Genomic DNA, 21,612 nt, shown 5'->3' on the forward strand with positions numbered 1-21,612 from the left:
ACCCCTCTCCATGGGTTGCTCTAGTCTTACCGTGTTACCGCGGTCCGGCGAAACTGATTTCTCGCAGCGCGATCACGCGGAATCAGGCGGTACCGAAAGGATTGTCGATCGCGCAGCGCCACCGGCCGTCGTCGTCGCGCCGGAGCACGTCGGACGAGGTGCCGTCGAGGTCCACCTCGATGCCGTCGGCGGTGGTGCCCTTGATCGACCAGTCCACGATGATCAGCGCGAGGTCCCCGACGACGTAGGAGTGCCGCAGCCGGGCGTCGATCGGCAGCCCGAACCCGAGCAGGTGCTGGGTGGCGGCACTGCGGACCTGACCGGTCACCGGATGGCCGGGGCTCGGCACGAGCACGGCGCCGTCCTCGTAACCCCGCTCGATGGCGGTGAGGTCCGCGGCGTTGAAGGCCGCCACAAAGGCATGGACGTGCTCGGCGGGATCCGGGCCGGTCGTCTGGTCGTCATGTTCGATCGTCATGACCCCGGTAGTCTAGCGCCCCCGAAAAACGCAGGTCACGGCCGTCGGCACCAGGCCGGCGGGGATGGCCGCCCATGCCCGCCACCGGGGCGTTAAGATCGGGCGGCGGGCCGCTAGCTCAGTTGGTAGAGCAAGGGACTTTTAATCCCTGGGTCCAGGGTTCGAGCCCCTGGCGGCCCACCCCGACGAAGGCGTGCCCGGTTCTGCGGGCACGCCTTCACTGCTCCGGATGGCCAGGGCGATGACCTGGGATTTTAATGGATTCGCTGGTCGTCAGGGAACGGTATGCGGCCGGGGTGCGTCGGATGCGCCAACGACGTCGTCGCGTTTCGGTAAACGCGCGCGCAGGCAGGTGTGACCTCATAGACTGTGCGGTAAAGCAGCGCGGGCCACGCAGGCATGGGCGCAGGCGCCGACACTGGAGGGATCACTGATGAGCCGCCGTTACGACCCAGATCAGATCGCCGTGCTGGCGAAGAAGGTCGGCGACCTCAAGGACGCCTACCGCAAGACGGGTACGGACCTGGGTAATGGCGATCCCGGAGGCGCGTACGGCGACCTGAGCAACGCGGCCAGCGCGGGCAAGGCGATGCAGGGGTTCTACGGCGGCGTGAACAGCCAGCTGGATGCCGCCGCGAAGCTCGTCGAAGCCGCGTCCAAAGCGCTGGCCAACGCTGCCGAGCGGATGCAGAACGACGAGGACGCGGTCATCCACACTCTCGAAGGCGGCAACCCCCGATGACCACCGCAGAACAGAATCTGAACCAGCTCGACGACCCGTCGCAGGACCGTCCGAAGTCGCTGGACGCCATCGACAAACATGCCCAGCAGGCGGAAAAGCTCGACGCGAGGGCGGTCAACGACCAGGCGGGGAAGGTCGGCGGAGCCGCCACCAGTGCCAGCGATCTCGGCGACGATCTCAAGATCTTCCGCGACGACGTGCTGCGCAACTGGGAGGGCAAGGACGCGGACGCCGTCGCCGACCACCTCGAACAGCTCGGCAAGGCCAGCTACAAGGTCAGCGACAAGGCCGAGGCGGCCAAGAACATCCTCCAGCGCGTTTCCGAGATTCTGGAAGACGTCAAGAAAAAGGTCGCCCAGCTCGCCCAGGAAGCCAACGACAAGGACGCGGACAACCGCGCGCTGATCGGCGCCGCCCGGCAGCGGAAGAACAGCTCGGACGACGAGAACGAGATCGCGACCGCCGCGTCCGACATCGAACGGCTCCGGCAGCTCAACGAGAAAGACTCCAACGGCAAGAAGGAGGAGATCGAGCAGGCGCTGGACAACGCCGAGAAGCAGATCGACGACCTCCTCAAGCCCCTTGGCATGGAGATCGAGGGCGGTTTCATCGAGCTGGTGCCCGCCGACACCGGCCAGACCACGGCGTCAAGCGCCGGCTCCCGCCCCATCGATTCCGGGGGCGGCCAGGCACCCGCCGTCGGCGGCGGTGCGAGCGCGAGCGGTGGCGGGGACACCGGTGGCGGGGCCGTCGCCGGGGTACAGGGCGACGGGAAGCCCGCCAAGCCGATCGATGCCCGCGGCGACAACCCGGCCAAGATCGCCGAGCAGTTCCTCGGCCGCAATGCCAGCGACCTCAAGGGCAGCGGTGAGCTGCCCGCGATGCAGTCCTGGGTGCCCAACGACGTCAACTGCGCGAACTTCGTGTCCGGCTGCCTGGAGGCATCCGGCCTGATCGACAAGGGCCAGGCCAGCGCCTCGGTCGCGGGCCTGACCGCCAACCTCGAGGCGGACGGCTGGAAGTCGGTGCCGCTGTCCGAGGCGAAGCCCGGCGACGTGGTGGTGTCGAACGGCGGCGGGCACGTGGTGCTGTACGCCGGCGACGGTCAGTTCATCGGCTCGAACAACATCAACTCGGACGGCTCGCAGCAGGTCAGCATGGGTGGCGGCGGCGGCCTGGTCAAGGTACTCACCCCGCCGGGCTGAGCCGGCCCGCGGTAGTCAGAACCCGAACAACGCGGGCGGTGCCTCGTGCTTGTCCGGCCAGGTCAGCCAGGCCACATCGGTCGGGCCGATGGCCCGGTCGGACAAGCGCCAGGACCGCGCGTCGTTGTCGACGATCGTGGCGTCGTCCTTCTTGACCAGGGCGACGTAGACGTCGGACACGACGCCGTCGGCCTGGCGCGACTCGTAGGCGGTGCCGGCGAAGTTCGGCCGGCCGCCGTCGCTGCCGCGCATCCTCCCCCGCAGGAACACCCAGGGTCCGACCCGGTTGAGATGCTCCACCTCCACCCGGACACGATCGCCGAAGGCCTCGCGCAACGGCGCGGTGGCCGCCTGGAGCACCGCGACGGAGACCGAGTCGTCGGGGTCCAGCGATCGCGGAACGGACTGCGCGGACGGGGTGTGCATCGAGCTACCTCCCAATAGCAGGGCAGCGATCGGCCGACGGCAGCAACGCATCCTGCAGATCGGCCGGCTGGCCCCGCTGATGCTACAGCGTCGGGTGAGCGCGGTCCTGGCTTTGGCCCAGCACGCGCGCCCGCCCGCCGCTCCGGGTCAGCGGAGTTCGCGGAAGAACGTGCGGACGTCCTCGACCAGCGCGGACGGTGCCTCCATGGCCAGGAAGTGGCCGCCCTTGCCGAGTTCGGTCCAGCGCACGATGTTGTGGTCGCGCTCCGCCCAGCGGCGGATGGTCACGTCGTGCGCGGAGACCAGCACCCCGGTCGGCACCGTGCCGCGCGCACCGGCCGACCAGTCCGCCTCGCCGGCGTCCCAGTCGCCGGTCCAGTCGGCGGCGGAGAGCTCCTCGTAGTAGATCTGCGCCGCCGACCCGGCCGTGCCGGTCAGCCAGTACAGCGACACCTCGGTGAGCATCCGGTCCCGGTCGATGCTGTCCTCCGGCAGCCCGTCCGCCGGGATGGTGAGCTCCTTGAACTTCTCCACCATCCAGGCGAGCTGGCCGACCGGTGAATCGTGCAGCCCGTAGGTCACCGTCTGCGGCCGCTTGGAGTTGCACTGGAGATAGCCGTCGTTGAAGTTCTGCATGGCAGCCCAGCGGCCCTGCTCGATCTCGGTGAGGCCGTCCAGTTCGCCGTCGGCCCCGGCCGGGAAGGTGAGCATCGCGTTCAGGTGCACGCCGATCACCTGGTCCACGGCCTGCTTGCCCAGCTCCGGGCCGACCCACGCGCCGGTGTCGTAGCCCTGCACGCCGTAGCGGTCGTACCCGAGCCTGGCCATCAGCCGCGCGAGCAGCCCGGCCATCTTCGCCGCGCTCATCCCGGGACCGGCCAGCGGCGTGGAGAACCCGAACCCCGGTAGTGCGGGGATCACCAGGTGGAAGGCGTCGGCCGGGTCGCCGCCGTGGGCGGCCGGATCGGACAGCGGGCCGATCACGTCGAGGAAGTCCACCACCCCACCGGGCCAGCCGTGCAGCAGGACCAGCGGCGTGGCGTCCGGTTCCGGCGAGCGGACGTGCAGGAAGTGGATGTTCTGCCCGTCCACCTCGGTGACGAACTGCGGGTGCTCGTTGAGCGCCGCCTCCTGCGCCCGCCAGTCGTAGCCGGTGCGCCAGTACTCGGCCAGTTCCTTCAGGTAGCCGACCGGGACGCCGCGGCTCCAGCCGACTCCGGGCAGCTCGTCCGGCCAGCGGGTGCCGGCCAGCCGCGCCTTGAGGTCGTCCAGCTGGGCCTGCGGGATGTCGAGGCGGAAGGGGTGAATGTTGGTCATGAGCAGCACACTATGGGCCGGTTAGGACAGGTTCGCTCCTAATCGCACGGCATACTTCTCCGCGTGCTGGAAACGTCCGCGAGGCTGCTGAAACTGCTGTCTCTCCTGCAAGCGCACCGGGACTGGCCGGGCACCGAACTGGCCGGCCGGCTCGGGGTCACCACGCGTACGGTGCGCCGGGACGTCGAGCGGCTGCGTGCGCTCGGGTATCCGGTGCACGCCGTCCAGGGCACCGCGGGCTACCGGCTGGGCGCGGGTGCGGCGCTGCCGCCACTGCTGCTCGACGACGAGGAAGCGGTGGCCGTCGCGGTCGGGTTGCGCACGGCTGCGGGCGGCTCGGTCGCCGGGATCGAGGAGACCTCGCTGCGCGCGCTGACCAAGCTCGAACAGGTGCTGCCGTCCCGGCTCCGGCACCGGGTGAACACCCTGCGGGCCGCGACCGTCCGTGCCGGGGCGGCGCCGGGCCCGCAGGTTTCCGCGGACACCCTGATGACCATCGCGGACGCCTGCCGCCGCCGTGAACGGCTGCGCTTCGACTACACCAGCCCGCGCGGCGGCGACACGGTCCGCTCCGCCGAACCGCACAGCCTGGTCAACTACGGCCGCCACTGGTACCTCGTCGCCTTCGACACCGGCCGCGACGACTGGCGCACGTTCCGGGTGGACCGGCTGACTCCCCGCACGCCCACCGGCCCGCGGTTCGCGCCGAGGCAGCCGCCGCACGGCGACGTCGCGACCTACCTGGCGCACCAGTTGTCGGTGCGTGCTTGGCCCTGTCAGGCGACCGTCGGGCTGCCCGAATCCGCCGAAGCCGTCGCCGACCGGCTCTGGCCGGGCATGGGCGTGGTCGAGGCCGTCGACGAGCACAACTGCCTGCTGCACGTCGGCGCCGACGACGTTTCCGCGCTGGTCTGGATGATCACCTCGGTGGACACCGGCTTCACCCTCGTCAGCGGTCCGCCCGGACTCGCCGACGCCTTTCGCGCCCAGGCCGCGCGCTGCCTGCACGCCATCGGTGACCATTAGCGCCGGAGAACGCAAGTCCGCCCGGCATGCGGAATGACTTATTTTCGGCATTTCACGAATATTGTGACCGCGGAAGATCGCTCTCTAATGTCGGTTGCGGTCTTCGAAAGGAAAACAATGACTCTGCAGGCGGATATCCCGGCGACGGACCAGGGCGCCGAGGTCGAGGTGGTCAAACTCGGCGCGCACACCGGGGCGCGGGTCGACGGGGTACGTCTCGGCGGTGACCTGGAAGCCGTGACGGTGTCCCGGATCCGGGCCGCGCTGCTGGCGCACAAGGTGCTCTTCTTCCGCGACCAGCACCAGCTCGACGACCGGGCCCAGCTGGCGTTCGCCGCGCTGCTCGGTACCCCGACGCTGGCGCATCCCACCGTGCGCAACGCGGACAACGCGCACGTGCTGCCCATCGATTCGGACTACTCCAAGGCGAACAGCTGGCACACCGACGTGACGTTCGTGGACAGGGTGCCGGCGATCAGCATCCTGCGCGCGGTCCGGTTGCCGTCCTACGGCGGCACCACGACTTGGGCGAACACCGTTACCGCGTATGAGAAACTGCCCGCGTCACTGCGGGCGCTGGTGGACGAGCTGTGGGCTGTGCACACCAACGCCTACGACTACGCGTCCAATGTGGACGAAGCGCGGACCGGCGGGGTGGACGTCAAGTTCCAGGCCTACCGCGACGAGTTCCGCGGCACCGTCTACGAAACCGAGCATCCGGTGGTGCGGGTGCATCCGGAGACCGGCGAGCGGGCCCTGCTGCTGGGGCATTTCGTCAAGCGGCTGGTCGGGCTGACCAGCGCCGAGTCGCAGACCGTCTTCCAGTTGCTGCAACAGCGGGTGACCCAGCTGGAGAACACCGTGCGCTGGGACTGGCGCGACGGCGATGTGGCGATCTGGGACAACCGCGCCACCCAGCACTACGCGGTCGCCGACTACGACGACCAGCCGAGGCTGCTGCACCGGGTGACGCTGGCCGGGGACGTCCCGGTCAGCGTCGAGGGCGTGTCCAGCACGATCCGCACCGGGGACGCCGGGCACTACGCCGCGCTGGGCTGACCGGTCAGGTCAGGCGGGCGTCCGAGAACTCGTAGCCGACGCCGGTCAGCTCGGTGGAGACCGCCCACAGCCGCCGGGCGGTCTCCGGGTCGGTGGCCCGCGGTCCCGGTTCCAGCAGGATCGGGTGCCCTCTCATGCCGGTGCGCCCGCCAGGCCCGAAGAACTGGCCGCCTTCGACGTCCCGCGCGGTCGCCGCGTAAAGCTGGCTCCACGCGCCACGTTCCGCGGGCTGGGCCACCAGCTTGTTGCCGAGGCGCAGCGCCAGGCCGGGATGCGCGAGCAGGCTGGCCACCGGCATCCCGTCGGTGCGCAGCCGTCGGTCCAGTTCCAGCCCGAACAGCACGTTGGCGAGCTTGGACTGCCGGTAGCGGGCGGCGGGCCGGTAGGAGCGCTCGCCGTGCAGGTCGTCGAAGTGGATGGACCCGCCGCGGAACGCCCCCGAGCCGACCGTCACCACCCGCGCGCCGGAGCCGCGGCGCAGCAGCGGCAGCAGCAACCCGGTCAGCGCGAAGTGCCCGAGGTGGTTGACGCCGAACTGCGACTCGAAGCCCTGCGCGGTCAGCGTCCGCGGCGGCATCCCGATGCCGGCGTTGTTGACCAGCAGGTCGAGCGGTTTGCCGCGCTCGATCAGGCCGTTCGCGAACGCGCGCACGGAGTCCAGGTCCGCCAGGTCCAGTCGGGCCACCTCCAGCCTGCCGCTGCCCTGGGTGCGCAGGCTGGCCAGCGCCGCCCTGCCCTTGCCGAGGTCGCGCACGGCCATGATCACGGTGGCGTTGCGCGCCGCCAGCGCCCGGCAGGTCTCGAACCCGAGGCCGCTGTTCGCGCCGGTGACGACGGCCGTGCGACCGGTCTGGTCCGGCATGTCCGCGGCCGTCCACCGGCCACCAGTGGCGGGAGAAGTGCTCATGCCGCCATCCTCCTCGGAAATAATTCACCGGGCAGGTGTCCGGCTGGGGAAGATCGCTTCGACGTCTCCAGTACGACCGAGAGGAGACGACATGAAATACGTGATCCTGGTGCACGGCTCGCAACGGGACTTCGACGCGGCCACGTCCGCCGAGGAGCTGACCGCGATCGGGGACTACCTGCGGGAGTTCAACCGGGAACTGGAGGAGGCCGGGGAGTTCGTCGACGCGCAGGGGCTCGCCGCCCCGGTGCACACCAGGCGGGTCGAGCTGAAGCAGGGGGTGCCGGTGGTGACCGACGGGCCGTACGCCGAAACGCAGGAGGTCGTGATCGGCTACTGGATGGTGGACTGCGAAAGCTTCGACCGGGCGACCGAGATCGCCGCCAGGCTGAGCCTGTGCCCCGGGCCGGAGTCGGCCGTCGACGTCCGGCCGGTGATGGGTGCCGAGCCGGGGCCGGAGCTCTGAAGCGTGTCCGCTGCCGAGATCGAGGGCCTGCTGCGCGACCTGGCGCCGCAGGCCCTCGGCGCGGTGGTCCGCCGGTTCGGGCACTTCGACCTGGCCGAGGACGCCGTGCAGGAGGCGCTGCTCGCGGCGGCGACCCAGTGGCCGGCCGATGGCGTGCCGGACAGTCCGCGCGGCTGGCTGATCACGGTCGCGTCCCGCCGGCTGACCGACCTGTTGCGTCGCGAGCAGGCCCGCCGGCGCAGGGAGGAGGCGCTGCTCCAGTGGACCTTGCCCGGTGCCGACCTGGCGCCCGCCGCCGACCGGGATTCCGAAGACAGCGCCGACACCGACGACACGCTGCCCCTGCTTTTCCTGTGCTGCCACCCGTCGCTGTCCCCGGCTTCGCAGATCGCGCTGACCCTGCGCGCGGTGGGCGGGCTGAGCACCGCGGAGATCGCCCGCGCGTTCCTCGTGCCGGAGGCGACCATGACCCGGCGCATCACCAGGGCCAAGCAGCGGATCACCGCCAGCGGCCTCCGGTTCGGCATGCCGGCCGCCGACGAGCGCGCGGAACGTCTCGATGTCGTCCTGCACGTGCTGTACCTGATCTTCAACGAGGGCTACGCGAGCTTGCGGCGCGGCGACCTCACCGCCGAGGCGATCCGGCTCACCCGCCTGCTGCACCGGCTGCTGCCCGGAGACAGCGAGATCGCCGGCCTGCTCGCGCTGCTCCTGCTCACCGACGCGCGCACGCCCGCGCGCACCGGGCCGGACGGTTCGCTGATCCCGATGGCCGAGCAGGACCGTTCCCGCTGGCACACCGATCTCATCGCCGAAGGCACCGCGCTGATCACCGCCGCGCTGCCGCACGGTCCCACCGGTCCCTACCAGTTGCAGGCGGCGATCGCCGCGGTGCACGACGAGGCGCCCACCGCCGAGCGGACCGACTGGCCGCAGATCGAGGCGCTCTACGAACTGTTGATGCGCACCTCCGACAACCCGGTGGTCGCGTTGAACCACGTGGTGGCCAGTGCCATGGTGCACGGCGCCGCCACCGGGCTCCGGCTGCTCGCCGAGCTCGAGTCCGACGAACGGCTCGCCGGGGACCCGCGGCTGCACGCGGTCCGGGCGCATCTGCTGGAGAAGAGCGGTGACCTCGAAGCCGCCAGGGTGGCGTACCTCGAAGCGGCCCGGCGCACCACCGACCTCCCCCGGCAGCGCTATCTCCGCGCACAAGCCGCTCTGATTGCTCAACAATCTAAAGGCAGTTCGGGCCAGTTGTAGCGGACATAGTCGCGCTGTGGGCTGAACAGCGGCCTTGATTGTTGAACAGTCTGGGGTTAGCGTGGCGGTGTGACAGCGGACGAAGCCACCGAGGCGCTGAGCGCGACGGACCGGGTCGTGGACGCGCTCCGGACCCGCATCCTGGAAGGGGCGCTGTCCCCGGGTGCGGCCCTGCGCGAGGTGCCGGTCGCCGCCGAACTGGACGTCTCGCGCAACACCCTGCGCGAGGCGCTGCGCCTGCTGGCCTCCGAAGGGCTGGTGATCCAGCCGCCGAACAAGGGCGCGTCGGTCAAGACCTTCACCGCTTCGGAAGTGCGGGACATCTACCGCACCCGCCGGGTGCTGGAGGTGCAGGCGGCCACCGAGAGCGCGGTGGCCGAGGAGGACCGGTTCGCCGCGATGGAGGCGGCCGTCCTCGCGAAGGAACGCGCCGAGCAGGCAAAGCAGTGGCGCGCGGCCGGCACCGCGAGCCTGCGCTTCCACCAGGCGCTGATCGCGGTGCTGGGCAGCCACCGGCTCGACGACTTCTTCCGCACCCTGCTCGCCCAACTGCGGCTGGCCTGGGCGACCTCCTGCGACGAGGAGCAGTTCCAGCGAGGTTGGGCCGCCCGCGACCGCGAACTGTACGAACTACTGCGCCAGGGCCGCCGCACGCAGAGCGTCGGCGTGCTCCTTGGCTACCTGGAGGACTCCGAGCGGCAGGTGCTCGACGGGCTCCGCCGGGCGGCCACCGCGCGCTGACCGAGTGAGGAGCGAAATGGGTTCACCCGCCGCCGCATACCAGCCGAAGGCCGGCAGTCTGCTCGACGTCGACACCGTCTTCTACGACGAGCTGGCGCGGCACACCGACAGCCGGGAGCTGGTCGAGGAGTTCGTGCTGCCCATCCGGTCCGGCCGCGCCTGGGAGGTGCCGGCCGGGCACCTGTGCCGGGTGCTCACCCCGGAAGGCGCGCAGGCCGGCGACTTCAACGTCTGGAACCGCCACGACCCGCGGGAACGCCTGTGGACCTCGCGCACCCGCCAGTTGCAGAGCACGCACGTGACCCGCTACGACCGGCTGTGGTCCACCCTGCCGTTCCTGCGCCCGTTGCTCACGATCACCAACGACACGCTGGAGTGGTACGGGGTGGACGCCGACGGCGGCCGGATCCACGATCTGCTCGGCGCGCGCTGCGACCCGTACGTCAACCGCATGCTCAGCGACGAGGACTTCGACTTCCACTGCCATTCGAACCTGACCCGCGCCGTGCTGCCGTACGGGCTGACCGAGTTCGACGTGCACGACGTGCTCAACATCTTCAACTGCGCCGGGATCAACGACGAGGGCAAGTACTTCATGAAGGGCTCGCCGGCCAGGCCCGGGGACTTCTTCGAGTTCTTCGCCGAGCAGGACCTGCTCTGCGCGCTGTCCACCTGCCCGGCGGGCGACCTTTCGATTCCGTTCTGGGGGCCCGACGCGCGTGACCCGATCGAGGTCTGCCGTCCGCTGGCGGTCGAGGTCTACCGCCCGGCCGCCGAGCTGACCGAGGGCTGGCGCAGGCCCGAAAAGGCCGCGTACCGGGGGCTGCACGGCGTCACCCTGCCCACCTGGCAGAGCTAGGACCGTTCGTCCGCCCGCCGGACGGTGACCTCGACCCCGTCCAGGATCAGTTCCAGGCCGAAGGTGAAGTCGTAGTCGGCCTCCTGGTCCGGGGTTTCGAAGAGGGGGGACGCGAACAGTTTTGCTGTCTCGGGAAAGCGGTCCGGTTCGACGAGCTTGGCCAGCGCGCGGCCGTAGTCGCGTTCGGCGCCTGCCTGGTCGACCCCTTCCGCCCTGCCATGGGCAAGGTCCTGGAACAGCAGCGCCGAGTGCCGCACGTACCCGCTGACCAGTGCCAGCACGCCGACCTTCGCCGCCCAGTCGAGGCCGGTGTCGCGCAGCACCGCCAGCGCGACCTCCATCCTGGCGATCTCGTTCGGCCCCGACGGCGGGCCGGACAGCGGCACCCTGGCCAGCCACGGCCGCCGCAGGTAGGCGTGGCGCTCGTCGTCGGCCCAGCGCCGCAGGCCGTCGCGCCATGACTTCGCGTCGCGGGTGATCTCGGGCGGCGGCGGGCCAAGGCCGGCGTCGCGCATCAGCACCAGCAGCTCGTCCTTCGAGCCGATGTACCGGTACAGGGACATGCTCGTGAAGCCGAGTTCCTTCGCGACCTTGGGCAGCGTCACCCCCGCGAGGCCGTCGCGGTCGGCCAGCTCGACGGCGGCCGCCACCACCCGTCGCACGTCGAGTTCGGCGGGGCGCCCGAGCCGTGCGGGTTCGGACAGTCCCCAGAGCCTGCGCAGCCCGGCCGGCAGCCCCTCCTCGCTGGTCATTCGAGCCCTTTCGCCGTCGCCGCCCCGGTGCCAGCCCATCATGACCCACTGGCGAACTCGCCGTGCGCCAACGTTCAACTCGCCGAGGCTGAACGTAGAACTCGCCGAAACAAGCCGACCTCACCGGCGAGTCCCACACTCACGTACCGCGAGTCCCACGTTCGCGCACCGCGAGTTCCGCGTTCGCGGCTGACCCGATATTAGTTTTCCTGATATAGTTTATGGCGTACACGAACTAGTCGGGGGATGACATGACCGTTCGAAGTGATCCGCGCGTGGCGCGCGGGCCGGTCCAGCGCGCGGAACGAGCGCTCGCGCCGGACCTCGCCAGGGGTGCGATGCTGCTGATCATCGCGCTGGCCAATGCGGCCGGGGTGGCGCTCGCCGGTGAGCCGGGGGTCGAGCCGTCGCCAGAGGGCGCCGAACGCGGGTTCAACCTGCTCATGTTCACCTTCGTGCACGCGCGCGGCTATCCGGTGTTCGCGCTGATGTTCGGTTACGGGCTGGTGCAGCTCTACCGGCGGCAGCAGGCCGCGGGCGCGGCACCGGCCGTGGCCAGGTCGGTGCTGCTGCGGCGAAACGCCTGGCTGGTGGCCTTCGGCCTGGCACATGCCACCCTGCTCTACTACGGCGATTTCCTTGGCGCGTATGGGATTGTCGGCCTCGTGATGACGCTGGTGCTGTTGCGGCGAAGTGATCGCACGCACCGGTTCGTGCTCTGGATCTGGGCGCTGTTCGTGGCCGAGGTGCTGGTGATCGGCGTGCTGGTGGTGCTCGCGATCCTGCGCGGAGGCGGGTCCGCCGGGGTGGCGAACGAGCACATCGGCTCGCTCGCGGCGCCGGACTACCCGCACAGCCTGCTGGACCGGCTCGGCGAGTGGCCGGCGCACACGGCGACCGTGCTGCCGTTCATCCTGATCGTCTGGCTCGGCACCTGGGCCGCGCGCCGCCGCATCCTGGAGGAGCCGGCACGGCACCTGAAGCTGTTGCGCTGGACCGCCGCGGGCGGGCTCGGCATCGCCGTCGCGGGCGGGTTGCCGCAGGCGCTGCTCAGCGCCGGCCTGCTGCGGGTGGACGAGTCGGCGGCGTCGCTGATGTCGATGCTCTACGGGGCGAGCGGGATGTTCGCCGGTCCCGGTTACGCCGCCCTGATCGGCCTGGTTGCGGTGCGCGTCTCGCGAAAGACCACCGGACCGGTGACGGGTGCGCTGGCCGCGCTGGGCCGGCGCCCGCTGTCGGGCTACCTGTTCCAGTCCGTGGCGTGGCTCGTGCTGCTGGCGCCGTACACCCTCGCGCTGGGCGAGAAGTTCGGCAGCCCGTCGCTCACCGCGGCCGTGCTCGCGGTGCTCGTCTGGCTCGCTAGTGTCGCCGTCGCGCGGCTGCTGGACCGCCGCGGCCTGAGCGGGCCGGCCGAGCGGCTGCTCCGGCGGCTCACCTACGGGTCGCGTTGATCACCGCTTGGCGGTGCGCCGCAGCCAGAGCAGGCCGAGCACCGGCAGCACCAGCGGGATGAACAGGTAGCCGCGGCCGTAGACCGACCAGACGGTCGCGTGCGGGAACGCCTCCGCGTCGAACACGCTGAGCGTGCCGACGGTGAGCACGCCGAGGAACTCCACCGTGCACGCCACCAGCGCGATCCGGAACCAGGTCCGCCCGGAGCGGGCCAGCGCGAAGGTGGCCAGCAGGTACACCACGGCGGCGAACGCGGACAGCAGGTAGGCCAGCGGTGCCTCGTGGAACTTGCCGGCGATCTGCACGGCCGCCCGTGAAGTCGCGGCGATGGCGAAGATCGCGTAGACCGCGACCAGCAGCCGCCCGGGCCCGGTCGCCGTTGTCACTGCGCTCTTGTCGGCCGCCTCAGGCACTTGCCCCACTCCAAACCTCGCTCAACCGCAGCACCATCACCGGCACCGCGATGCAGGCGACCCCGAGTACCATCGTGCTGGACCGGCTGCGTTCGGCGAGTGCCCAGAAGGCGCCCAGCGGCAGCACGATCAGCGAGCCGATCAGGTAGGCCAGGTAGGTGGCCATGCTGCCGGGGCGCTGCCCGCCGATCAGCAGTACCACGCCGATCACGAGCTGGGCCACCAGCAGCAGTTCGAGTACGGCGAGCCCGATCAGCAGCGCGCCCTTCGGCGCCCGGTTCAGGGCCGCGAGCAGGAAGCTCCAGCCCGCGACGATCAGCGAGCAGACCGCGATCGTGATCGCGAAACCTGTGAGCACCCGTCCTCCCGTGTCCGTTTACTACCTTTCGTAGTATAGGGTGCCGCCTTTCGGCGGTACGCCCGGATGCCCTCCCCGTGCCCGTCAGACCGCTCTGACCAGCACGTAAGAAACTTACCAAGTAGCCGGTAAGGGAAGGTTCACATCTTTTACCTAGATTAATCTCGTGGTCTGGACCAGCACTTTCGGAGCAGTTGGGATCTGTTACAGACCGTCTGGGTGATCCGTCTGAAGATCCATTTCACCCAGGGTCGTACTACCTGTGGGTAATTGCTGCTTTTCCCTACCTCAATCAGCGCAGCATAAACCCCCGGGTTGGCGGATTGGCCGCACGCCGGTCTACGTGCGGGAATGTTGCAGGCGGAACGAATGTCCGCGTAAACCCCGTTAGTCGTGCGGCATGGAAGGGCGGCAGATGGATCTCCGTTACGAGGCTTATTGCTTCGCGGATCCACTGTTCTTCGACGAACAGCGAGACACCGGCAGCGCCGGCGATGAATTCGCCGCCAAGCTGCCGCCGGCCGGCGACGGTTGGGTCGACGGTGAACGGAACATCTGGCGGGCGTTACATCCAAAGGGTCACGATCTGTCTTTGCAGGGCTGGAAGATCCACGTATCGGCGAACCTCGAAAATGCCGACCGAGTGCTGGCCGTGGTGTACGCTTACTGCATCGAGCACCGGATCCCCTTCAAGCACCTCCGTACCAGGTCGATCCTGCTGGCACGCAATTCGAAATATGCACCACGGGAAGCCAGTGGCAAGCTCGTTGCCATTTATCCGGGCAGTAACCAGGAACTGGAACGTGTTCTCGTTGAACTTTCGACTGCACTGGCCGGGGAGTCCGGACCCTATATTCTCAGCGATCTTCGTTATGGCGACGGACCGCTCTACGTCCGCTACGGGGGATTTCTCGAGCAGTACGTCGAAGCGGACGGAGCCAGAGTGCTGGCGATCCGTAAGCCGGACGGCACCCTGGTGCCCGACAAACGCGGGCCGAGCTTCCATGTGCCGGAATGGGAACCACTGCCGGATTGCCTCGTGCCACACCTCGCGGCCCGCAAGGGTGGGGATCCCACGCAATTCCCCTACAAGGTGAAATCCTCACTGCATTTCTCCAACGGCGGCGGGGTCTACCTCGCCGACCGCGACTCCGACGGCGCGCGGGTGGTGCTCAAGGAGGCCAGGCCGTTCGCGGGCCTGGACCGGGCCGGCACGGACGCGGTGGCCAGGCTGCGCCGCGAGCACGACATCCTCCAGCGGCTGGCCGGAATTACCGGCATACCAGCGGTATACGACTTGTTCCCGGTCTGGGAGCACCACTTCCTCGCCATGGAGCAGGTGCCCGGCATCTCGCTCGGCAGCTGGCTCGCCCGCAACTACCCGCTCACCCGCCGCGAAGTCACCGAAGACGACCTGGTGGCTTACACCAAGCGGGCGCTGGCCATGGTGGCCGAAGTGGAGCGGCTGGTCGCCGAGGTGCACGAGCGCGGGGTGGTGTTCGGCGATCTGCATCCGCTCAATATTTTGGTGGAGACCGATGACGACTCCGGCGAGGACACCATCGCGCTGATCGACTTCGAGATGGCGGCGCCGATCGAGGAGGGCGGCCGGCCCGCGCTGGGCGCGCCCGGCTTCCGGGCACCGGCCGACCGCGAGGGTTTCGACATCGACCGGCACGCGCTCGCCGCGTTCCGGCTCTGGCTCTTCCTGCCGCTGAACACCCTGCTCGAACTGGCTCCGGCCAAGCTGACCAGCCTGGTCCAGTTCGTACAGCACCGCTTTTCGCTGCCCAGCAGCTACGGTGCGAGCATCCTGGCGGACCTGCTGCCGCGCCAGGCGGACGCGGAGCCGCCGTCGTCAACCGAGCTCGACCGGGCGGATCCGGACTGGCGAGTGGTCCGCAAGTCCATCGCCACCGCGATCCTCGCCAGCGCCACTCCCGAGCGGGAGGACCGGCTGTTCCCCGGCGACATCGAGCAGTTCCGGGTCGGCGGCGCCTGCTTCGCCTACGGTGCGGCCGGTGTGCTGCACGCGCTGCACGTGACCGGCGAGGGCCGCTACCCCGAACACGAGCGGTGGCTGCTGGAGGCGGTCCGCCGCGAGCCGCCGAACCGGCCGGGCTTCTACGACGGTGCACACGGGATCGCCTACGTGCTGGAGAACTTCGGCCACCACGACGCCGCGTCGGAGCTGCTCTCCGGTGCCGCCGCGATGGTCGAGCAGACCAGGGAGCACAGCTTGGACACCGGCCTCGCCGGGATCGGGCTGAACCTGCTGCACTTCGCCGAATCCAGGCAGGACAAGGATTTCCAGGCGCAGGCCGGGCGCATCGGGGACCAGCTGGCCGAGGCGCTGGCGGTGGCCGCTCCGCCGGGCGACTTCGCAAGGGCCGGCCTGATGAGCGGCTGGTCCGGCCCGGCGCTGCTGTTCGTGCGGCTGTTCGAGCGCACCGGCGAGCACCGCTGGCTCGGCCTCGCGGACCAGGCACTGCAGCGCGACCTGGAGGAGTGCGTGCCGGCGGACGACGCGTCGCTGCAGGTGCGCGACGGTGAGCTGCGCACCCTGCCCTACGTCGGCATCGGCAGCGCCGGGGTGGCGATGGTGACCGAGCAGCTCGCCCCGCACCTGCCCGGCGCGTCCAGTGTGGCCAAGCTGCCCGGCCTCCGGCAGGCGTGCCGCGGCGAGTTCGTCATCCACCCCGGGCTGGTCTTCGGCCGCGGCGGGCTGATGACCGCGCTCGCGATGGGCGCGGACCGCGGCCCCGACCCGGTGGCCGAGCGTGCGGTCGAACTACATCTGTCCCGTCTCGCCTGGTACGCCGTGCCGTACCGCGACGGGCTGGCGTTCCCCGGCAACCAGCTGCTCCGGTTGTCGATGGACGTGCACACCGGCGGCGCCGGCGTACTGCTCGCCATCGCCGCCACCCTCGACGGAACCGCGGTCCTGCCGTTCTTCGGCAGCACCCGCCGTCCACAGACCCCCGGTCCCCCGGACCGGTGGAAAAAGTAAATCAACGAAAGGAATCACCATGGACCTCGTCCTGGACCTGCAGGCGATGGAGACCCCCGACCTGGCCGAGGGCGTCATGGCCGGCAACAGCCACGGCGGCGGTGGCGGCAGCAACCTGAGCCTGCTCGCCTCCTGCGCCAACAGCACCATCAGCCTGCTGACCTGCCACTGACAGGTTCGCGCGGTAACCCGTAACGGGTGGTAAGGGCGTGGGAGCGGCACAGGCCAAGTGCGCCGCTCCCACGCTTCTTTATTGTCCCCAGTTTCGTACCGAAAATCACTTGTTGAAAGAGGACCCACATGGCGGGATCGGGCGACCGGCTGCTGGTCACGGTGGCCAGGTTGGACCGCGCCCGGCTGGCCGGCATGGTGCTCGCCGCGCTGCTCGCCTCCGCCGCCGGGCTGCTGCTGCCCGGTGCGCTGGCCGCCGCGGTGGACGCCGCCATCGCCGGGCAGCGCAGCTGGCCGCAGGTGCTCTGGCTGCTCACCGTCGGTGGCACCGAGATCCTCGCCGACGTGCTGGGCGGCATCCTGACCATCCGCGCCACCAGCGCCGCTTCGGCCTGGCTGCGCCGCCGCCTTTCCGACCGGCTGCTCGCGGCCGGCACCAGTTCCGGGTTCGCCCACGGCGACACCGTCAGCAGGCTGACCACCGACTGCGCCGGGGCCGGCGGGGTGGTGCCGATCGTGGTGCGACTGGCCTCGGCGGCGGTCGTCTCTGGCGGTGCGATCATCCTGCTCGCCCTGCTGGACTGGCGGCTGGCGCTGGTGTTCCTGGCCAGTGTGCCGCTCGCGCTGCTGCTCGCGCGCACCCATCTGCGGCACACCGCCGGAGACGTGCTGACCTACCAGGAGGTCTCCGGGGAGATCTCGGCCAGGCTGCTGGACGCGGTGCGCGGGCTGCGCACCATCGCCGCCTCCGGTACGGCGGACCAGGAGACCAGCCGGGTGCTGCGGCCGTTGCCGCGGCTCGGCGGCGCCGGCGCCGGCATGTGGCGGACCCAGGCGAAAATGGTCTGGCGGGCCGCGTTGCTGCTGCCCGCGGTGGAGCTAGCGGTGCTGGCCGCGGCCGGTTTCGGCGTGCTGGCCGGGCGGCTGAGCATCGGCGAGGTGCTCGCCGCGCTCGGCTACGTGGCGCTCGGCATGAGCATGGTCGGCCAGATCCCGCTGCTGACCACCCTGGCCAGGGCGCGTTCCTGCGCGGAACGGCTGACCGAGGTGCTGGACGCACCGCTGCCGGAGGCCGGCACCAGGGCCGCACCGCCGGGCCGCGGCTCGGTCGAGCTGCGTGGCGTCACCGCGCCCGGTGCGCTCGTGGACGTGAACCTGATCATCCGGCCGGGAACTTTCCTCGCCGTGACCGGAAAATCCGGCTCCGGGAAATCCGCGCTGGTGAACGCGATCGGCGGGCTGCTGGTGCCGGAGCAGGGCTCGGTGCTGCTCGACGGTGTGCCGGTGGCCGAACTGCGCCCCGAGGACCTGCGGGCGATGGTCGGCTACGCCTTCGAACGCCCGGCGCTGCTCGGGGACACCGTGGAGGACGCGGTCGGCTACGGCAGCTGGGCCAGTCCCGCCGCGGTGCGCCGGGCCTGCCGGATCGCCCAGGTGCACGACCTGATCGTCCGGCTGCCAGAGGGATACCAGACGCCGCTGGGGGAAACTCCGCTGTCCGACGGGGAAGCGCAGCGCCTCGGCCTGGCTCGCGCGCTGGTGCGCGGCCCGCGGGTGCTGATCCTCGACGACGCGACCGCCAGCCTGGACACCGTCACCGAGTCCATAGTGGACAGTGAGATGGAGAACGCGATGCCGGGCCGGACCAGGGTGGTGGTGACCCATCGGGCCGGCACCGCGGCCCGCGCCGACCTGGTCGCCTGGCTGGACGGCGGCCGGCTCCGCGCGATCGGCCCGCACGCCGTGCTGTGGTCGGATCCGGCCTACCGCGCGGTGTTCACCGAGTCCGAAGTGGACGATCTAACGCCAGCCGTGCCCATCGAGGGGGTACCGCGGTGAACGTGTCCAGGCTGTACTGGTCCACGCTGGCCGGGCAGTGGCGCGGTGCGCTGGTGCTGCTCGGCTGCTCGGTGCTGGAAAGCGTGCCGGCCTTCTTTTCCGGGCGGCTGGTCGAGTTGGCGGTGGACCGCGGTTTCGCGGCCGGGCAGCCGGGGACGGGCCTGCTCTGGCTGCTGGTGTTCGGCGTGTTCGCGGTGCTCGGCGCGTTCGGCTCGCGACTGGTCTGGCATCGGCTCGGCACGCTGGTCGAGCCGATGCGCGACGCGCTGGTCACCGTGGTCGTGCGCGGGGTGCTGCACGACGCGGCGCCGAAGCGGAACCAGCCGGATGCCAGCGGGGTCGCCAGGGTCACCCAGCACGTGGAGGTGGTCCGCGACGCCACCGCCGGGCTGCTCGTGCAGGCCAGGGGCATGCTGGTGACCACGGTGGCGGCGCTGGCCGGGCTGTTCACCGTGGCCGGCCCGCTGGCCTGGCTGGTCGCGGTGCCGGTGGTCGTCTCGGTGACGTTGTTCGGGTTCTTGCTGCCCGCGCTGGCCAAGCGGCAGCGCGCGGTGGCGCTGGCGGACGAGGCCACCGCGGAGACCGCGGGCGGGCTGCTGGTCGGCATGCGGGACGTGGTGGCCTGCGGTGCCGAGCCCGCCGCCGGGCTGGCCATGGACAACCGGGTCGGCGCACAGGCCGCGGCCGCGGTGCGGATGGCGCGCGCGACCGCCTTGCGCACCCTGGTGATCGCGGTGGGCGGGTTCCTGCCGTTGCTGCTGGTGCTCGGGTTCGCCCCGGGCATGGTCAACTCCGGCCGGATGACCGCGGGTGCCGCGCTCGGTTCGCTGGTGTACCTGGCCAGCACCATGCAGCCCGCGTTGCAGGGACTGGCCGCGACCGCGAGCACAGTGGTGCTGCGGCTGCTGGTCGCGCTGCGCCGGCTCGGCGAGGCGATCGAAGGACCGACCGCGGCGGCGGGCACCGCGGAACCAGCGAACTCCGCGATCTCCGTGCGCGGGCTGACCTTCGGCTGGGGCGAGCACGCCGAACCGGTGGTCCGCGGGCTGGACCTGGACCTGGCCGCGCGCGAGCACCTGGCCGTGGTCGGGCCGAGCGGGATCGGCAAGTCGACTTTGGCCGGGCTGCTCACCGGGATGCTGGTCCCGCAGGACGGCCTGGTGCTGCTCGGCGGCGTCGGCGTGCGGGACGTGCGGCCGGCTTCGCTGCACCGGATGGTCGCGCTGATCCCGCAGGAGGCTTATGTCTTCGCCGGTACCGTGCGCGAGAACCTGGCCCTGTTCGCCCCGTCGGCGTCGGACGAGGAACTGCTCTCGGCGGTGCACGCGGTGCGGGCCGGTGAGCTGCTGGCCAGGCTGGGCGGGCTGGACGCCGAGCTGGGCACCGGCGCCGGGGGCATCTCCGCCGGGGAGGCGCAGCTGCTCGCGCTGGCCAGGGTCTATGCGAGCCCCGCGTCGGTGGTGATCCTGGACGAGGCCACTTCGCACCTGGACCCGGTGGCCGAAGCCCGCGCCGAACGTGCCTTCGCCGCCCGCGGTGGAATCCTGGTCGTCATCGCCCACCGCCTCACCTCGGCCTTACGCGCCAACCGCGTCCTGGTCATGGACGGCAACGCCACCCTGCTCGGCTCCCACGACGAGCTGCTCACGTCGTCCCCCCGCTACGCCGCCATGATGCTCGCCTGGACCACCCCCGTCCCCTCCGTCGCCTAACCCCCTCCCGGCCCGGCGTGTTGGCCCTCCCCGTCGGCGTGTTGGCCATTCCGGTCAGCGTGTTGGCTCCTCGCGGCGGCGACGCGGCGACGTGAATGGGCCAACTCGGCGGCATGACCGGCCAACACAGTGTCGCGAACAGCCAACACGGCGCTCGCCGGCGTGTCCGCACGCTGCGCGCAAGCGTCCGCGTTTCCCGGCGGTTGGCACTAGCCTTCGGTGCTATCTGGCTACCGGGACCTCGTGAGTGAAAACGGTTGCCCTGGCAACACTTTTCACTCACGACCGCTGACCTGGGAAAGGAAGGCGGACCAAGCGGGGAGGGGTAGGTCGAGCGTGCCGTGTAAGCGATCCTTGCTGTCCCGCACCTGGACGACGTCCTTGTCGCAGGCCACTTCGACGCAGTTAGATGCTTCGCCGCTGTGGCTCGACTTGCGCCAGTGTGCGGACAGGGTCATGTCATCGCCTCCAGCTTGGTGATGCGGTGGGCTACGAGCCGGGCGGTGTCGGCCGGGCTCAGCGCAGCATTGACCAGCCTAGGCACTACATCCCGGTACGCGTCAACATCCTCGGGCTGGTGGAAGAACGCGCCGGTTCGTACGTATTCCAGGTGCACTACCGACTGGCCGTCGTGGTCCTCCAGCAACACGAAGGCGCCAACCAGCATCGGCGTGTATCCAGCCGAGTTCGGGACAATGCGTATGTCGATGTTCGGCCGTTCCATGAGCTTGGCCAGATACTTCAGCTGGGTCAGCAGGGTCGACGGACCGCCGATTTCGTGGTGCAGGGCAGCCTCATCGATCAGCGAAAGTAGCTCCACTGGAGTCGGCTTGGTCAGTACTTCGCGTCTGTTGATGCGAGTCTGGACCCGCTCTTCCGCCTCCGAAGCGGATAGTTTTCCCGAGGTCATGATGGCCCTGGCATAGGCACTGGTCTGCAGGAGTCCAGGCACCAGGCCCGGCTCAACATGGATGATCCGCCTGGCGGTCCGCTCGTATTCCAGGAACGCCGCCATCATGAGTTCCCGGTCGGCCGGACGCAGGGAAAGCCAGTGCTGTTTGTCAACGTTGCGCGCCAGTTCGACCAGTTGCTCGCGCCGCTTGGGATCGGCGTTGACGGCGGTCAGCATCGCGGACACGTCCTCCGGGCGCGGGAAACGATCACCGGTTTCCCAGCGGGAAATCGTCGGAAAGCTGACTCCTATCCGCTCACCTACTTCGCGAAGGCTCTGCCCTGCTGCTTCGCGCTCTGTACGCAGCGCCCTGCCCAGCGCTCTTGCTATCGGGGAATTGCCGCTCATGTCGCGGATACTACGGGCGGTCAGGCCAGCGGGCTTTCGCTCGATTGGCTAGTTATGTTTACCGTAGATCCTGCCGATCCCATTCTTGAGTATCCCGAGAATGTGTTACCGCTGTG

General features: G+C 70.0%; 22 protein-coding genes and 1 tRNA gene. 14 read left to right on the forward strand and 9 right to left on the reverse strand.

From position 1 onward, the window contains the following. Nucleotides 1-82: 82 nt before the first annotated feature. Nucleotides 83-478, reverse strand: a complete 396-nt coding sequence (locus tag AMYNI_RS0118485) for a YybH family protein (protein WP_020669521.1) — start codon at nucleotides 476-478, stop codon at nucleotides 83-85. Nucleotides 479-585: 107 nt separating this feature from the next. On the opposite strand from AMYNI_RS0118485, the gene AMYNI_RS0118490 reads away from it, so the two are divergent. The 3 genes from AMYNI_RS0118490 to AMYNI_RS0118500 all read left to right on the forward strand — a co-directional run bounded on the left by AMYNI_RS0118490 (nucleotide 586) and on the right by AMYNI_RS0118500 (nucleotide 2,425). Beyond that, a tRNA-Lys gene (locus tag AMYNI_RS0118490) sits at nucleotides 586-658 on the forward strand. 253 nt (nucleotides 659-911) lie between these two features. Next, complete coding sequence (locus tag AMYNI_RS0118495; protein WP_020669522.1) at nucleotides 912-1,220, forward strand: hypothetical protein; 309 nt, start codon at nucleotides 912-914, stop codon at nucleotides 1,218-1,220. Beyond that, the gene (locus AMYNI_RS0118500) at nucleotides 1,217-2,425 is read left to right on the forward strand and encodes a C40 family peptidase (protein WP_020669523.1); all 1,209 of its coding nucleotides are present in this window, start codon (nucleotides 1,217-1,219) and stop codon (nucleotides 2,423-2,425) included. Before AMYNI_RS0118495 ends, AMYNI_RS0118500 begins: the two co-directional genes overlap by 4 nt. 15 nt (nucleotides 2,426-2,440) lie before the next feature. On the opposite strand, the gene AMYNI_RS0118505 is transcribed toward AMYNI_RS0118500, so the two are convergent. Both AMYNI_RS0118505 and AMYNI_RS0118510 read right to left on the reverse strand, forming a co-directional pair. After that, nucleotides 2,441-2,851 (reverse strand): hypothetical protein, encoded by a 411-nt coding sequence (locus AMYNI_RS0118505; protein ID WP_020669524.1) that lies wholly within the window; start codon nucleotides 2,849-2,851, stop codon nucleotides 2,441-2,443. 147 nt (nucleotides 2,852-2,998) lie between these two features. Then, nucleotides 2,999-4,168, reverse strand: a complete 1,170-nt coding sequence (locus AMYNI_RS0118510; RefSeq protein ID WP_026360622.1) for an epoxide hydrolase family protein — start codon at nucleotides 4,166-4,168, stop codon at nucleotides 2,999-3,001. Nucleotides 4,169-4,231: 63 nt separating this feature from the next. Here AMYNI_RS0118510 and AMYNI_RS0118515 point away from each other — a divergent pair, with 63 nt between their 5' ends. Both AMYNI_RS0118515 and AMYNI_RS0118520 read left to right on the forward strand, forming a co-directional pair. Next, nucleotides 4,232-5,194, forward strand: coding sequence for a helix-turn-helix transcriptional regulator (locus AMYNI_RS0118515; protein WP_020669526.1), 963 nt, complete (start codon nucleotides 4,232-4,234; stop codon nucleotides 5,192-5,194). Between the two features lie 117 nt (nucleotides 5,195-5,311). Next, nucleotides 5,312-6,253 carry a TauD/TfdA dioxygenase family protein gene (locus AMYNI_RS0118520; RefSeq protein WP_020669527.1) on the forward strand — a complete coding sequence of 314 codons (942 nt, stop codon included), beginning with the start codon at nucleotides 5,312-5,314 and terminating at the stop codon, nucleotides 6,251-6,253. A gap of 4 nt (nucleotides 6,254-6,257) precedes the next feature. On the opposite strand, the gene AMYNI_RS0118525 is transcribed toward AMYNI_RS0118520, so the two are convergent. Then, complete coding sequence (locus tag AMYNI_RS0118525; protein ID WP_026360624.1) at nucleotides 6,258-7,160, reverse strand: oxidoreductase; 903 nt, start codon at nucleotides 7,158-7,160, stop codon at nucleotides 6,258-6,260. Between the two features lie 91 nt (nucleotides 7,161-7,251). On the opposite strand from AMYNI_RS0118525, the gene AMYNI_RS0118530 reads away from it, so the two are divergent. From AMYNI_RS0118530 to AMYNI_RS0118545, 4 genes are all read left to right on the forward strand, one after another. Continuing rightward, nucleotides 7,252-7,626, forward strand: coding sequence for a YciI family protein (locus AMYNI_RS0118530; protein ID WP_020669529.1), 375 nt, complete (start codon nucleotides 7,252-7,254; stop codon nucleotides 7,624-7,626). A 3-nt stretch (nucleotides 7,627-7,629) separates the two neighbouring features. After that, on the forward strand, nucleotides 7,630-8,889 hold the full coding sequence (locus tag AMYNI_RS0118535; RefSeq protein WP_020669530.1) for an RNA polymerase sigma factor: 1,260 nt from the start codon (nucleotides 7,630-7,632) through the stop codon (nucleotides 8,887-8,889). A 69-nt stretch (nucleotides 8,890-8,958) separates the two neighbouring features. Beyond that, nucleotides 8,959-9,630: a GntR family transcriptional regulator gene (locus AMYNI_RS0118540; RefSeq protein WP_020669531.1), complete on the forward strand. Its 672-nt coding sequence runs from the start codon at nucleotides 8,959-8,961 to the stop codon at nucleotides 9,628-9,630. Between the two features lie 16 nt (nucleotides 9,631-9,646). Next, a complete protein-coding gene (locus AMYNI_RS0118545; protein ID WP_020669532.1) occupies nucleotides 9,647-10,489 on the forward strand; it encodes an urea carboxylase-associated family protein in 843 nt (280 codons plus the stop codon). Here the strand turns inward: AMYNI_RS0118545 and AMYNI_RS0118550 are convergent. Next, a complete protein-coding gene (locus AMYNI_RS0118550) occupies nucleotides 10,486-11,241 on the reverse strand; it encodes a TetR/AcrR family transcriptional regulator (protein WP_020669533.1) in 756 nt (251 codons plus the stop codon). The two genes, AMYNI_RS0118545 and AMYNI_RS0118550, sit on opposite strands and share 4 nt — an antisense overlap. A 251-nt stretch (nucleotides 11,242-11,492) precedes the next feature. Between AMYNI_RS0118550 and AMYNI_RS0118555 the strand changes: the two genes are divergently transcribed. Continuing rightward, a complete protein-coding gene (locus AMYNI_RS0118555; RefSeq protein ID WP_020669534.1) occupies nucleotides 11,493-12,692 on the forward strand; it encodes a DUF418 domain-containing protein in 1,200 nt (399 codons plus the stop codon). On the opposite strand, the gene AMYNI_RS0118560 is transcribed toward AMYNI_RS0118555, so the two are convergent. Further along, on the reverse strand, nucleotides 12,693-13,106 hold the full coding sequence (locus AMYNI_RS0118560) for a hypothetical protein (RefSeq protein ID WP_020669535.1): 414 nt from the start codon (nucleotides 13,104-13,106) through the stop codon (nucleotides 12,693-12,695). Then, entirely contained in the window at nucleotides 13,099-13,464 is a 366-nt protein-coding gene (locus tag AMYNI_RS0118565; protein ID WP_020669536.1) for a hypothetical protein, read from the reverse strand. Before AMYNI_RS0118565 ends, AMYNI_RS0118560 begins: the two co-directional genes overlap by 8 nt. Nucleotides 13,465-13,879: 415 nt before the next feature. On the opposite strand from AMYNI_RS0118565, the gene lanKC reads away from it, so the two are divergent. The 4 genes from lanKC to AMYNI_RS0118585 all read left to right on the forward strand — a co-directional run bounded on the left by lanKC (nucleotide 13,880) and on the right by AMYNI_RS0118585 (nucleotide 20,196). Continuing rightward, nucleotides 13,880-16,474 (forward strand): class III lanthionine synthetase LanKC, encoded by a 2,595-nt coding sequence (gene lanKC, locus AMYNI_RS0118570; RefSeq protein ID WP_040407058.1) that lies wholly within the window; start codon nucleotides 13,880-13,882, stop codon nucleotides 16,472-16,474. Nucleotides 16,475-16,493: 19 nt separating this feature from the next. Continuing rightward, nucleotides 16,494-16,646 (forward strand): SapB/AmfS family lanthipeptide, encoded by a 153-nt coding sequence (locus AMYNI_RS49105; protein WP_020669538.1) that lies wholly within the window; start codon nucleotides 16,494-16,496, stop codon nucleotides 16,644-16,646. 128 nt (nucleotides 16,647-16,774) lie between these two features. Further along, nucleotides 16,775-18,484 (forward strand): ABC transporter ATP-binding protein, encoded by a 1,710-nt coding sequence (locus tag AMYNI_RS0118580; protein WP_020669539.1) that lies wholly within the window; start codon nucleotides 16,775-16,777, stop codon nucleotides 18,482-18,484. Then, the gene (locus AMYNI_RS0118585) at nucleotides 18,481-20,196 is read left to right on the forward strand and encodes an ATP-binding cassette domain-containing protein (RefSeq protein ID WP_020669540.1); all 1,716 of its coding nucleotides are present in this window, start codon (nucleotides 18,481-18,483) and stop codon (nucleotides 20,194-20,196) included. The genes AMYNI_RS0118580 and AMYNI_RS0118585 overlap by 4 nt, the downstream gene beginning before the upstream one ends. 275 nt (nucleotides 20,197-20,471) lie before the next feature. On the opposite strand, the gene AMYNI_RS48205 is transcribed toward AMYNI_RS0118585, so the two are convergent. Together AMYNI_RS48205 and AMYNI_RS0118590 are read right to left on the reverse strand one after the other, a co-directional pair. Further along, nucleotides 20,472-20,654 carry a DUF397 domain-containing protein gene (locus AMYNI_RS48205; protein ID WP_084628406.1) on the reverse strand — a complete coding sequence of 61 codons (183 nt, stop codon included), beginning with the start codon at nucleotides 20,652-20,654 and terminating at the stop codon, nucleotides 20,472-20,474. Continuing rightward, nucleotides 20,651-21,496: a helix-turn-helix domain-containing protein gene (locus AMYNI_RS0118590; RefSeq protein WP_026360625.1), complete on the reverse strand. Its 846-nt coding sequence runs from the start codon at nucleotides 21,494-21,496 to the stop codon at nucleotides 20,651-20,653. The genes AMYNI_RS48205 and AMYNI_RS0118590 overlap by 4 nt, the downstream gene beginning before the upstream one ends. Nucleotides 21,497-21,612: the final 116 nt, after the last annotated feature.

The organism is Amycolatopsis nigrescens CSC17Ta-90, from assembly GCF_000384315.1.
GTDB lineage: Bacteria > Actinomycetota > Actinomycetes > Mycobacteriales > Pseudonocardiaceae > Amycolatopsis > Amycolatopsis nigrescens.

What these genes read in the sequence shown, in the direction of transcription:
- AMYNI_RS48205 (WP_084628406.1), bottom strand. Translation starts at nt 20,654, where the DNA reads ATGACCCTGTCCGCACACTGGCGCAAGTCGAGCCACAGCGGCGAAGCA.
- AMYNI_RS0118590 (WP_026360625.1), bottom strand. Translation starts at nt 21,496, where the DNA reads ATGAGCGGCAATTCCCCGATAGCAAGAGCGCTGGGCAGGGCGCTGCGT.
- AMYNI_RS0118485 (WP_020669521.1), bottom strand. Translation starts at nt 478, where the DNA reads ATGACGATCGAACATGACGACCAGACGACCGGCCCGGATCCCGCCGAG.
- AMYNI_RS0118495 (WP_020669522.1), top strand. Translation starts at nt 912, where the DNA reads ATGAGCCGCCGTTACGACCCAGATCAGATCGCCGTGCTGGCGAAGAAG.
- AMYNI_RS0118555 (WP_020669534.1), top strand. Translation starts at nt 11,493, where the DNA reads ATGACCGTTCGAAGTGATCCGCGCGTGGCGCGCGGGCCGGTCCAGCGC.
- AMYNI_RS0118580 (WP_020669539.1), top strand. Translation starts at nt 16,775, where the DNA reads ATGGCGGGATCGGGCGACCGGCTGCTGGTCACGGTGGCCAGGTTGGAC.
- AMYNI_RS0118510 (WP_026360622.1), bottom strand. Translation starts at nt 4,168, where the DNA reads ATGACCAACATTCACCCCTTCCGCCTCGACATCCCGCAGGCCCAGCTG.
- AMYNI_RS0118525 (WP_026360624.1), bottom strand. Translation starts at nt 7,160, where the DNA reads ATGAGCACTTCTCCCGCCACTGGTGGCCGGTGGACGGCCGCGGACATG.
- AMYNI_RS49105 (WP_020669538.1), top strand. Translation starts at nt 16,494, where the DNA reads ATGGACCTCGTCCTGGACCTGCAGGCGATGGAGACCCCCGACCTGGCC.
- AMYNI_RS0118550 (WP_020669533.1), bottom strand. Translation starts at nt 11,241, where the DNA reads ATGACCAGCGAGGAGGGGCTGCCGGCCGGGCTGCGCAGGCTCTGGGGA.
- lanKC (WP_040407058.1), top strand. Translation starts at nt 13,880, where the DNA reads ATGGATCTCCGTTACGAGGCTTATTGCTTCGCGGATCCACTGTTCTTC.
- AMYNI_RS0118530 (WP_020669529.1), top strand. Translation starts at nt 7,252, where the DNA reads ATGAAATACGTGATCCTGGTGCACGGCTCGCAACGGGACTTCGACGCG.
- AMYNI_RS0118545 (WP_020669532.1), top strand. Translation starts at nt 9,647, where the DNA reads ATGGGTTCACCCGCCGCCGCATACCAGCCGAAGGCCGGCAGTCTGCTC.
- AMYNI_RS0118520 (WP_020669527.1), top strand. Translation starts at nt 5,312, where the DNA reads ATGACTCTGCAGGCGGATATCCCGGCGACGGACCAGGGCGCCGAGGTC.
- AMYNI_RS0118500 (WP_020669523.1), top strand. Translation starts at nt 1,217, where the DNA reads ATGACCACCGCAGAACAGAATCTGAACCAGCTCGACGACCCGTCGCAG.
- AMYNI_RS0118505 (WP_020669524.1), bottom strand. Translation starts at nt 2,851, where the DNA reads ATGCACACCCCGTCCGCGCAGTCCGTTCCGCGATCGCTGGACCCCGAC.